Consider the following 10867-nt stretch of genomic DNA (forward strand, 5'->3'; position numbering starts at 1 on the left):
TCGTTAGCTCAGTCGGTAGAGCAGTTGACTTTTAATCAATTGGTCGCAGGTTCGAATCCTGCACGACCCACCATTTCTTAGATATCCTCCTGAAATTCACCGTATTCACATTTTCATGCGCGCCTGTCGGGCTGGTAAGACGCTGCGCTCAGGTTCGAGCCGAGCGAAGCGCGACAGCAACGCTATTTCATGCTGATGACAACTTTACCTTTCGCTCTCCCTGTTTCGACGTAAGCCAAAGCGTCTGCTGTCATATCAAATGGAAATACCCGATCAATAATCGGCTTGATTGCGCCGGACTCAATCAGGGCACCTATCTCGCACAGTTGCTCTGCGTGGGCGCGCATAAAGACAAACCGATAGCTGATACCCAAACGTGCCGCTTTCTTTCGGATACGGTAACTGAGAAGCCGTATGACCTGCTGTAGCCACCAGGGCAGCCCTTGCTCTATGGCAAACGCAAGATCGGGCGGTCCAGAGATCGAGATAAGCTGGCCTCCGGGTTTTAGTACCCGTAGCGATTTCTCCAGGGTCTCATTGCCAAGGCTGTTGAGCACCACATCATAGTCATGCAAGACAGTGGCAAAATCCTGTTTGTGGTAGTCAATCACCACATCCGCCCCTAACGCCTTCACCCATGCCAGATTACGCGTACTGGTGGTGGTGGCAACGAAAGCGCCCAGATGTTTGGCAAGCTGAATGGCAATGGTACCTACGCCGCCGGAACCCGCATGGATAAGCACCTTTTGGCCTTTCTTTAGCTTCGCGGTCTCCACCAACGTCTGCCAAGCTGTCAGGCCCACCAGTGGAAGGGCGGCGGCTTCCTCCATGCTGAGGCCATGGGGCTTTACTGCCAGCGAATGTTCGTTCACCGCGATGAACTCGGCAAAAGTGCCGATACGCGCCTGATCGGGGCGAGCGTAAACCCCATCGCCGGGTTTGAATCGACTTACATTCCGTCCAACGCGCACAACAACGCCCGCAACGTCATTACCCAACACTAACGGCATGCGATAGGGCAGTATTAGCCGAAATTCTCCGTTGCGGATTTTAGCATCCAGTAGATTGACACTGGCTGCATGAATCTGCACCAGCACGTCATCGTCGTGCATCGTCGGTTCAGCAACCTGGCCCATTCTGCCAGCATTTTTCTTGCCATAGCGATCGATGATGTATGCCTTCATAGTCGGGCGATCTCCTTGATGAAGAGGGACATCTGCCGACATGCTGGATGGGGCGACGTCGGCAGAGACACTTTGCTGGTGTTATACGGCGTCAGGGTGGGGGTCTGTCCGATAACGTTCAGCGGCATGCTGTTGCGCAAAGCCTGACAGCATCGCTCCGCGTGCTGCCTGATAGGCTTCCCACTGTTCAACCTGATGCAGGGGCGGGATGGTGACGGATTCCCGCCGATCGAAACCGACTAATGCGGCATCAACTAATTCATCGACTTCCATCACGGCGGGAAGCGTATTCACATCTGTCCCAGAACGTTCCCAGATTTCCGTGCGCGTTGCAGCGGGAAGCACGGCCTGAACGTAGACTCCTTTCGGGGACAGCTCGAGGCTAAGTCCCTGAGACAAAAACAGCACGAATGCCTTGGTGGCACCGTAGACGGTCAGCCCGAACTCCGGCGCTAATCCAACCACTGAACCAATATTAATGATTGCACCTGCGCCAACGGTCGCCAGTCTAGGTGCGATCGCGCTGGCAAGACGCACCAGGGCAGTGGTGTTGAGTGTGACAAGCTTTGCTATATCGTCGGTTGTCTGTTCAACAAAGCTCCCCGCGATATTCATACCGGCGTTGTTCACCAGGATCCCGATGCGATCGTCATCGCGTAGCCGCGCTTCTACGGCAGCAAGGTCGTCGGGCTGGGTGAGGTCTGCGGGAAGGATATCGACGGCAACACCATGCTCTTGGCGCAGCCGGGTGGCCAAGGTTTCCATGCGTGTCTGATCACGGGCGACCAGTACAAGTCTATGGCCGCGACGGGCGAAGCGTTCAGCATAGGTTGCACCAATGCCAGATGAGGCGCCAGTGATGAGAACGGAAAGGCGTGTGTTCATAAATAGGCTCTCGTGTCTGATAAATAGAGGATGAATATCATGCTTGCATTATAGATGATGCATGACATATATTTTAAATGTCAATCGACATTTAAATGAGGTGCCAACATGAAATACACGACATTTGGTCGTAATACGGGTTTACGCGTCTCTGAACTGGCGCTTGGTACGGGCAACTTCGGTACGGGGTGGGGCTACGGTTCTGAAAAAGAGCAGGCGAAACAGGTTTTCGATCGCTATGTGGATGCCGGCGGTAACTTTGTCGATACCGCAGATGCCTATCAGTTTGGCGAATCTGAGCAAATGGTCGGGGAGTTTATCGCTGCCGATCGCGATCATTTTGTCGTGGCGACAAAATACACCCTGAGCGCCTTGCCCAACGCGGGTATCTCTCGCACCGGTAACAGCCGTAAGAATATGATTTCTTCGGTAGAAAATAGCCTTAAACGGCTGCATACCGATCGCATTGATGTGCTGTGGGCCCACTTCGATGACCAACTGACTCCCCTTGAGGAAATCGTTCGCGCTTTCGACGATCTTATCCGTGCAGGGAAAATCCAGTATGCCGGATTATCCAACTTCCCGGCATGGCGTATTGCACGCGCCGACACGATGGCGGAGCTGCGGGGCTGGTCGCGTATTGCTGGCGTCCAAGTGGAATACAGCCTGGTACAACGTACCGCCGAGCGAGAACTGCTGCCGATGGCAGAGGCGCTGGGGCTGGCGGTGACGCCGTGGTCGCCGCTGGGAGGGGGGCTCCTGACGGGAAAATATCGCCAAAGTTCAGAAGGACGATTGAAGGGGTTTGGCGGACGGTTGATCCACGTGGAGCAGGACACGGCCTTGCTGGATACCGTCTTTGCCATTGCACAGGAATTGAACGCGATCCCCGTGCAGGTTGCTATCGCCTGGCTGCGTTATAAAGCCGCCCGTGCCAGTACCAGCCTGATTCCTATTCTGGGCTCGCGCACGCTGGCGCAACTTAACGACACGCTGCTGGCCTTGGATATCACACTGAGCGACGCTCAGGCCGCACGGTTGGATGAGGTCAGCGCGATCTCACTGGGAACGCCACACCAACAGATTGCCGGTACGCGGCCTCGCGCGCAGGGCGGTGAGGGTGTTCACTATATCTCTGGGTGGGCACCTCGAGCCTGAGTGGATTATTGATGAAAGGCATCATCTATTGAGTCTTGTTTTTCCATCCCCTAAGATGATGCCTGACTGAAAAGGAGAACATCATGGCCCGTGTATCAAAACAGCAGATGGCGCGTAATCGCGAGGAAATTATTCAGGTTTCGTCGCAGCTTTTTCGTGAACGCGGTCTGAATGGGGTCAGCGTAAATGATTTGATGGCGGCTGCGGGATTAACGCATGGCGGTTTTTATGGGCATTTTTCCTCTAAAGATGAGCTGGCCGCGATTGCCAGCCGTAAGGCGCTTGATGATTCCGCCTCCCGCTGGCAGGAAATCAGGCATCAGTCACAGCATGATGATTTTCGCACGTTGGTGGAGGCCTATCTTTCCCCGACACACCGCGATGCGGCGAAGGATGGGTGTCCAATAACGGCGTTAGCCAGCGATGTTGCCCGCGAGGAAGAAGATAAACCGGTGCGCGACGTCTATCGTGATGGCGTCATGGCAATGCTGGAGCGGCTGGAGTCCGTTTCCGATAGCCAAGACGCTGAACAGCGCAGGCAGCACGCGTTGGTGCAATTATCCTTGCTGTTGGGCGCGTTGACACTGGCGCGAGCCACTGCCGGAGACGCATTGTCTGATGCGTTTCTTGTGTCGGCTAAAAAAGCCTTGGTCGGTGATGCGGTATAAACGCATCTGGTCAGATTGACGTTTGGGCAGCGACTGGCGTAGCATTCAATTACTTTTAGTTAGTACGAACATCCAGGTAAGCTAACCATGACCACATCTCCTACCCCACACGCTGATATTGATCGGCAAACGCTCACGCTCTCAGAGAAACTCGATCGCGGGGATGTATTGGCGGCAAACTGCCCTTCACGCGAGGTGCTTAAGCATCTCACCAGCCGCTGGGGGGTGTTGGTGATGATTGTGTTACTGCCGGGCACACAGCGCTTTAGCGCATTACGACGCGGCATTGAGGGCATCAGTGAGCGCATGCTGTCACAAACGCTACAATGGCTGGAAGCCGATGGAATGGTTCATCGACACGTCTACAACACCGTTCCCCCTCATGTGGAGTACACCCTGACGCCCTTAGGACGCGCAGCGGCGGAAAAAGTGCGCGACCTGGCTGATTGGATAGAAGTCAATTTACCGGCCATTTTGCAGGAACAGACGCCTCTGTCAGCGGAGAACCCGTTGAAATAGCCGGTAGTTGACCTGAACAGCCCTGCCGGGAAGGCAGGGCGGGTGACATCAGAGTGCTTTTAATGCCTGCGCTACCGAAACGGACAGCGGCGTGGTTGGGCGGCCAATCAGCGCGGAGAGCTGATGTGACGCTTCATATAACCCACCTTGTGATGCGCCCACATCCCACGATGCGATAGCGGCTGCGAACCCTTCCGGCAGGCCCGCGCCTTTCAGTGCTGCGGCGTAATCAGCTTCAGGAATATTGTTGTACGGAATCTGCTTGCCGCTCTGCTTGGTGACCTCAGCGGCCAGTTGCGCCAGTGTATAAGGTTCATCGCCAGCTAACTCATAGGTTTTCCCGCTGTGACCTGGCTGAGTGAGCACCGCCACAGCGGCTTCAGCAAAATCTTCACGTGCGGCGGAGGCAATTTTCCCCTCTCCGGCGCTGCCATAGAAAGCACCGTTAGCCAGCGCTGGGGCGATAGAGCCGGTATAGTTTTCGGTGTACCAGCCATTGCGCAGGATAGTGTAGTCAATGCCAGACGCTTTCAGCGCTTTTTCCGTCTCAGCATGCTCTGGTGCCAGATTGAGCGGCGAAGTGTCCGCGTGCAACAAGCTGGTATACACAATGCGCTTTACGCCGCTCTTTTTCGCCGCAGCGATTACATTGGCGTGTTGTACCGCGCGCTGGCCGATTTCATTCCCTGAGATTAACAGCAGAGTTTCTATACCGGATAAGGCGGCTTCAAGCGTGGCCGGTTGTGCATAATCGGCTGCGCGGGCGGTGACACCCAGGCTTTTGGCTTTTTCTGGGCTGCGCACTAACGCGACAATATTACTGCCAGCCGTTTTTTCTTTGAGTTTGGTGATAACTAACTGGCCCAGTTGGCCGGTGGCTCCCGTAACGGCAATCGTCATGATCCTACTCCTTCGCCGGATGGCGTGATTGATATAGAACTCACTATAAGGCCTTAAATAACTTTTAGTAAGTACTTACATAAACGTAAGTGCTCAATTATGATGACTCACCTAAGCGCGTCTGGTTGACTTATACCTGATATTGCATCCTGCCGGGGTCTGGTGGGAGTATAGTAGGTTCTTTGTATTTTTCTGCCCGCCTGTGATTGCCAGGGCAAACCCACTGAAGTCTCGTTGTCTGTAACACGCAGATGTGGGTGTAAGGAGTGTTATGATTGGTCCTCTGATTAACGGTTCCGCCATTATTATTGGCGGCGTACTCGGCATTTCCCTGAGTCGTTTTATTCCCCAGCGCCTTCGCGATGGTCTTCCCCCTGCGTTTGCCATGATCTCTATTGCGATGGGGATAACCTTGGTTATCAAGGTGCATCAATTACCCGCTGTTGCACTGGCAGTGGTGCTGGGTGTTGCATTGGGCGAACTGTTGCGATTGGAGCACGGTATTCAGCTGGCAGGCATCTGGATCCAACGGGTGTTAAGTCGTGTTCTGCCACCGCCCCGGCACAAACTGCCGACGGACGTGTATACGCAGAATTTCACTGCCTTAATCGTGCTGTTCTGTGCCAGCGGTACGGGGGTGGTTGGCGCGCTGACGGAAGGGCTGACGGGGGACTATCAACTGCTGATTATTAAATCGGCACTGGATGTGTTCACTGCGCTGATTTTTTCCATTACGCTCGGCGCAGCGGTAATTTCAATTGCTGTGCCGCAATTTCTGGTTCAGGCGCTGCTGTTTTTTTCCGCGCAATTGATCATGCCGTTTATGAATGACATCACCATGGGCGATTTTGCAGCCTGTGGCGGCATTATCATGATGGCGGTAGGCTTGCGTATTGCGCAGATCAAAATGTTTGCCGTGGTGAATTTCCTACCTGCGCTGTTATTTATTATCCCGTTGTCGATTTATTGGCATCGCTGGTTCGGTTAGTTTTATATCCGCTAAACAAAAGAGGATAATTAAACGTATTATTCATTATTTGTTTAGTATGAAAAACTTTAAGTGCCTTCTTGCTAACCGGCTGCTACCATATACCCCGCCTGGGAGTCTGGCAGAAGCAGGATTTCCTCATTTGATGATAAACATGGGGTGGCAAGATGGACTTTTTCAGTACCAGCAACATTTTGATTCATATCCCGTTCGGTACGGGAGGGTACGATCTTTCCTGGATTGAAGCCGTTGGTGCGCTGTGCGGCCTGTTGTGCATCTGGCTTGCCAGTCTGGAAAAAACCATTAATTACCTGTTTGGTTTGATCAACGTCTCGTTGTTTGCCGTAATTTTTTTCCAGATTCAGCTCTATGCCAGCCTGCTGCTGCAAATCTTTTTCTTTGTGGCGAATGTCTATGGCTGGTATGCCTGGACGCGGCGCACGGAACAGCAGGATATCGCCTTGAAAATACGCTGGCTGCCACTCCCCAGATTACTTGCCTGGTCAGTGCTGGGCGCACTCGCGATTGGTTTGATGACGGTCTACATTGATGCGGTGTTTGCCGCGCTGACTGGCGTCGCAGTGACCGTGATGCAGAGCATGGGCATTCAGGTGACCATGCCGACATTGCAGCCGGATGCATTTCCCTTCTGGGATTCCTGCATGATGGTGCTCTCCATGATCGCCATGGTGCTGATGACGCGTAAGTATGTAGAAAATTGGATACTGTGGGTTGTGATTAACATTATCAGCGTGGTGATCTTCACCTATCAGGGCGTTTATGTGATGGCGCTGGAATACCTGATTTTGACGGGGATTGCCCTCAACGGCACCTGGTTGTGGATCAAGGAAGCGCGCCAGCGTCCAACGCCATCGTACCTACAGCGTCGAGCGTAACCAACGCGTTGGAAAACGCGGCGTAGCGCTAAGCTAACAGCATTTTATCGCGTAAAATTACGCGATATTGTTGTGGGTACGCCATACGCTTGACTTATCATTTGTGCACTGCAATATGGACAGTTCCGTTTTAAACGCCAGGGTAATCACCCTGCAACCGTTTCCTATTGGCAAGATGTGGCATGTTCTGCGCAAGAATCGATGGATGAATGATGAATTACCAAAATGATGACTTAAGAATTAAAGAGATCAAAGAGTTGTTACCTCCTGTCGCGCTGTTGGAGAAATTTCCGGCCACCGCGCGTGCGGCAGAAACGGTCTCATTTACCCGCTCGGCAATTCACAAGATTCTGCATGGCACTGACGATCGTCTGCTGGTGGTGATTGGCCCGTGCTCGATTCATGATACCAAGGCTGCAAAAGAATACGCCGCACGTTTGCTCACGCTGCGCAATGAATTAAGCGACGAACTGGAAGTGGTGATGCGTGTCTATTTCGAGAAACCGCGCACTACTGTGGGTTGGAAAGGGCTGATTAACGATCCGCACATGGATAACAGCTATCAGATTAACGATGGATTGCGTATCGCCCGTCAACTGTTGGTAGAAATCAATGATAGCGGGTTACCTGCTGCGGGTGAGTTTCTGGACATGATCTCGCCGCAGTATCTGGCAGATTTGATGAGCTGGGGTGCCATCGGCGCACGCACCACGGAATCTCAGGTACACCGCGAACTGGCTTCTGGTCTCTCTTGTCCGGTTGGTTTCAAAAACGGCACCGATGGCACGATTAAAGTGGCGATCGATGCGATTAACGCCGCGAGTGCGCCGCACTGCTTCCTGTCAGTGACCAAATGGGGCCACTCTGCCATCGTCAACACCAGTGGTAACAACGATTGCCACATTATTTTGCGTGGTGGAAAAGCGCCTAATTACAGCGCCGAGCACGTTAGCGCCGTTAAGGATGGGCTGGAAAAAGCCGGACTGCGCCCGCAGGTGATGATCGATTTCAGTCATGCCAACAGCAGCAAACAGTTCAAGAAGCAGATGGACGTGGGGACGGATGTTTGCACGCAGATTGCTGGCGGTGAACGCGCAATCACCGGTGTGATGGTGGAAAGCCATCTGGTGGAAGGCAATCAGAGCCTGGAAAGCGGCGAGCCGCTGGTTTATGGCCGCAGTGTGACAGATGCGTGTATCGGTTGGGAAGATACTGAAACGCTGCTGCGACAGTTGGCTGCGGCGGTTAAAACGCGACGCGCGTAAAAAGTGGTTAACGAGCACATCGCTTGTTCCTGACCCCTGAAAGGGTCAGGAACGTCTGATGAATAGGAATGTTTACTTTTTGGCATCCGAGACGGGTTGTGTCACCCCGCGCGAGGCCAGCATACGTTGTGTATTTTCAAGCTCTTCTTGCAGTAACTCAGCATTTGGCAGCACCGTGCGAAAGTTTGCTGCCATCACCTTGGTAGGGAGTCCTTCCAAGGCATATCTTGCTAAAGCATGACCTCTGTCAGCACAGAGAATTAAGCCCACGGGAGGATTCTCGTCAGGCAAGGTCCAGTGTTCTTTGGCATAGTTACAGTACATATGCATCTGGCCTACATCCCCATGAGTCAGACTACCGAGTTTTAAATCAACGATGACCAGACAGCGCAACTGGCGATGAAAGAATAGCAGATCAACGCGATACCAGGTCTGATCAATGCGTAGTCGTCGCTGTCGTCCGATAAAGGTAAAACCATCACCGAGTTCCAGCAGAAAGTCCTCTAATCGATGGATTAACGCTTCTTCCAGATCGGACTCTGAATACTCGTCTTTGAGATCGAGAAACTCCAGCACGTAAGGATCTTTGATCGCCTCATTGGGAGTAACAATGTCTTGTTGCTTCGGTATTGAGCCAGTGACCAGCATGGCTGCTTTATCACGGGAAAGCGCAGTGCGCTCATAAAACTGGCTACTGATTTGTCGGTCGAGTTGTCGCACACTCCAGCCGCCTTGTAGCGCTTCGGTTTCATAGAATTGGCGGGCATAGGCATCCTTGACCGATAACAGACGAACATAGGCTGACCACGGCAGTGTGAAAAACTGTGCCAGTTCAGTGAGTTCAAAATTCCGAGACAGTGTCTCGGAATTTGTCGGATCGCGTTGCTTGCCAGATTTCCGAGACACTGTCTCGGAAATCATTGAACGTGAGTAGGTGAGGAAGAATCGGCGCATATTTTCCAGATTATCCACGCTGAAGCCGCGCCCAAACCGTGCTGTCAGATCATTGGATAAGCGCGCAATCAATTGCTCGCCGTAACCGGCTCGACGTCTGCCCTTCTGCTCGGCCTCAATAACGCGTCGGCCAATATCCCAGTAGCTCGCTGTCATCAATGCATTGACGCTGTAGGCTACGGTGTGGCGAGCATCATCGAGCAACGCTACGATACCATTGTGGATACTGGCATAACCCGAGGGTAATGCGGTGCGCTTCATCGCTACAGCAGATTTCTTTTTTTACTCAAGGCATCACCTCCGCAAAACACAGCCTCCTGCCATGTCATAGCGATGATGTTACGGCCTTGAACAGGCCTGACACTATCAAGGCGTTGGGCCCGTTGTTAACTTTTGAATCGGCATTCCAGAGAACGCCGTTATCAAGCCGATGCGTTGACGTTTTATACAGGCCCTGTTGGCAATTAACAGGGCGTGCCTTCGCCTGACGCAGAGGGCACGGTGCTAAAGCAATAAAAAAACCCGGCATATGCCGGGTTTTTTGTTACTACACATCAAACAGAACTTATTTAGCTTTGCCCTGATTGGCAACAGCAGCGGCTTTCGCTGCGATTTCGTCAGCGTCACCCAGATAGTAGTGTTTGATAGGCTTGAAGTTTTCATCGAACTCATACACCAACGGCACGCCAGTCGGGATATTCAGCTCAAGGATTTCGTCTTCGCCCATGTTGTCCAGGTATTTCACCAGCGCACGCAGGGAGTTACCGTGCGCAGCGATAATAACGCGCTCACCGCTTTTGATGCGTGGCAGAATGGTTTCGTTCCAGAACGGCACAACGCGTTCAATGGTCAGCGCCAGGCTTTCGGTCTGCGGCAGCTCAGCGTCAGTCAGAGACGCGTAGCGCGGATCGTGGCCAGGGAAACGCTCATCTTCACGGGTCAGCGCAGGCGGAGTGATAGCAAAACCACGACGCCATTGTTTAACCTGATCATCACCGTATTTTTCTGCGGTTTCTGCTTTGTTCAGACCCTGCAACGCGCCGTAGTGGCGTTCGTTCAGTTTCCAGCTCTTTTCCACCGGCAGCCAAGCCTGATCCAGCTCGTCCAGGATGTTCCACAGCGTGTGAATGGCGCGTTTCAGCACAGAGGTATAAGCGAAATCGAAGGAGAAACCTTCATTTTTCAGCAATGTACCAGCGGCTTTGGCTTCTGAACGGCCCTTATCGGACAGATCAACATCGTACCAGCCTGTGAAGCGGTTTTCATTGTTCCACTGGCTTTCACCGTGTCTCACCAGTACCAGCTTAGTTACAGCCATAGCTAAACTCCTTCATTCCTAAGATTTCAGTGATAACTGATCTCATTATATTGCTGCGCTGCAATTAACGGCAATCAATAGTCACCGATAAACCTGATTTATCTGCATTAACTTTGCTCATTATCACGTTAT

General features: G+C 52.7%; 11 protein-coding genes. 6 read left to right on the forward strand and 5 right to left on the reverse strand.

What is annotated here, in order from left to right; genetic code table 11:
* Positions 1-182 precede the first annotated feature (182 nt).
* On the reverse strand, positions 183-1184 hold the full coding sequence (locus J5067_RS00005) for an NADP-dependent oxidoreductase (protein ID WP_264650131.1): 1002 nt from the start codon (positions 1182-1184) through the stop codon (positions 183-185).
* Between the two features lie 81 nt (positions 1185-1265).
* Entirely contained in the window at positions 1266-2069 is an 804-nt protein-coding gene (locus tag J5067_RS00010; protein WP_264650132.1) for an SDR family oxidoreductase, read from the reverse strand.
* Between the two features lie 108 nt (positions 2070-2177).
* On the opposite strand from J5067_RS00010, the gene J5067_RS00015 reads away from it, so the two are divergent.
* From J5067_RS00015 to J5067_RS00025, 3 genes are all read left to right on the forward strand, one after another.
* Positions 2178-3227: an aldo/keto reductase gene (locus J5067_RS00015; RefSeq protein WP_264650133.1), complete on the forward strand. Its 1050-nt coding sequence runs from the start codon at positions 2178-2180 to the stop codon at positions 3225-3227.
* An 83-nt stretch (positions 3228-3310) separates the two neighbouring features.
* On the forward strand, positions 3311-3895 hold the full coding sequence (locus J5067_RS00020) for a TetR/AcrR family transcriptional regulator (protein ID WP_264650134.1): 585 nt from the start codon (positions 3311-3313) through the stop codon (positions 3893-3895).
* A gap of 87 nt (positions 3896-3982) precedes the next feature.
* Positions 3983-4414 (forward strand): helix-turn-helix domain-containing protein, encoded by a 432-nt coding sequence (locus J5067_RS00025; protein WP_264650135.1) that lies wholly within the window; start codon positions 3983-3985, stop codon positions 4412-4414.
* Positions 4415-4462: 48 nt separating this feature from the next.
* On the opposite strand, the gene J5067_RS00030 is transcribed toward J5067_RS00025, so the two are convergent.
* Positions 4463-5314: an SDR family oxidoreductase gene (locus tag J5067_RS00030; RefSeq protein ID WP_264650136.1), complete on the reverse strand. Its 852-nt coding sequence runs from the start codon at positions 5312-5314 to the stop codon at positions 4463-4465.
* Positions 5315-5585: 271 nt separating this feature from the next.
* On the opposite strand from J5067_RS00030, the gene J5067_RS00035 reads away from it, so the two are divergent.
* From J5067_RS00035 to aroG, 3 genes are all read left to right on the forward strand, one after another.
* On the forward strand, positions 5586-6302 hold the full coding sequence (locus tag J5067_RS00035; protein WP_222160046.1) for a DUF554 domain-containing protein: 717 nt from the start codon (positions 5586-5588) through the stop codon (positions 6300-6302).
* A 167-nt stretch (positions 6303-6469) separates the two neighbouring features.
* Entirely contained in the window at positions 6470-7198 is a 729-nt protein-coding gene (gene pnuC, locus J5067_RS00040; protein WP_264650137.1) for a nicotinamide riboside transporter PnuC, read from the forward strand.
* A 212-nt stretch (positions 7199-7410) separates the two neighbouring features.
* Positions 7411-8463, forward strand: coding sequence for a 3-deoxy-7-phosphoheptulonate synthase AroG (gene aroG, locus J5067_RS00045; RefSeq protein WP_264645965.1), 1053 nt, complete (start codon positions 7411-7413; stop codon positions 8461-8463).
* A gap of 72 nt (positions 8464-8535) precedes the next feature.
* On the opposite strand, the gene J5067_RS00050 is transcribed toward aroG, so the two are convergent.
* Entirely contained in the window at positions 8536-9678 is a 1143-nt protein-coding gene (locus J5067_RS00050) for a YhcG family protein (RefSeq protein ID WP_264645966.1), read from the reverse strand.
* Positions 9679-9982: 304 nt separating this feature from the next.
* The gene (gpmA, locus tag J5067_RS00055) at positions 9983-10735 is read right to left on the reverse strand and encodes a 2,3-diphosphoglycerate-dependent phosphoglycerate mutase (RefSeq protein WP_264645882.1); all 753 of its coding nucleotides are present in this window, start codon (positions 10733-10735) and stop codon (positions 9983-9985) included.
* Between the last annotated feature and the right edge of the window lie 132 nt (positions 10736-10867).

Origin of the sequence: Candidatus Symbiopectobacterium sp. NZEC151 (assembly GCF_025962655.1) — a bacterium.
GTDB lineage: Bacteria > Pseudomonadota > Gammaproteobacteria > Enterobacterales > Enterobacteriaceae > Symbiopectobacterium.

Bases quoted from the DNA above. Each gene is read 5' to 3' on its own strand.
- gpmA (WP_264645882.1), bottom strand. From the start codon at position 10,735: ATGGCTGTAACTAAGCTGGTACTGGTGAGACACGGTGAAAGCCAGTGG.
- J5067_RS00030 (WP_264650136.1), bottom strand. From the start codon at position 5,314: ATGACGATTGCCGTTACGGGAGCCACCGGCCAACTGGGCCAGTTAGTT.
- aroG (WP_264645965.1), top strand. From the start codon at position 7,411: ATGAATTACCAAAATGATGACTTAAGAATTAAAGAGATCAAAGAGTTG.
- J5067_RS00010 (WP_264650132.1), bottom strand. From the start codon at position 2,069: ATGAACACACGCCTTTCCGTTCTCATCACTGGCGCCTCATCTGGCATT.
- J5067_RS00025 (WP_264650135.1), top strand. From the start codon at position 3,983: ATGACCACATCTCCTACCCCACACGCTGATATTGATCGGCAAACGCTC.
- J5067_RS00050 (WP_264645966.1), bottom strand. From the start codon at position 9,678: ATGAAGCGCACCGCATTACCCTCGGGTTATGCCAGTATCCACAATGGT.
- J5067_RS00005 (WP_264650131.1), bottom strand. From the start codon at position 1,184: ATGAAGGCATACATCATCGATCGCTATGGCAAGAAAAATGCTGGCAGA.
- J5067_RS00035 (WP_222160046.1), top strand. From the start codon at position 5,586: ATGATTGGTCCTCTGATTAACGGTTCCGCCATTATTATTGGCGGCGTA.
- pnuC (WP_264650137.1), top strand. From the start codon at position 6,470: ATGGACTTTTTCAGTACCAGCAACATTTTGATTCATATCCCGTTCGGT.
- J5067_RS00015 (WP_264650133.1), top strand. From the start codon at position 2,178: ATGAAATACACGACATTTGGTCGTAATACGGGTTTACGCGTCTCTGAA.
- J5067_RS00020 (WP_264650134.1), top strand. From the start codon at position 3,311: ATGGCCCGTGTATCAAAACAGCAGATGGCGCGTAATCGCGAGGAAATT.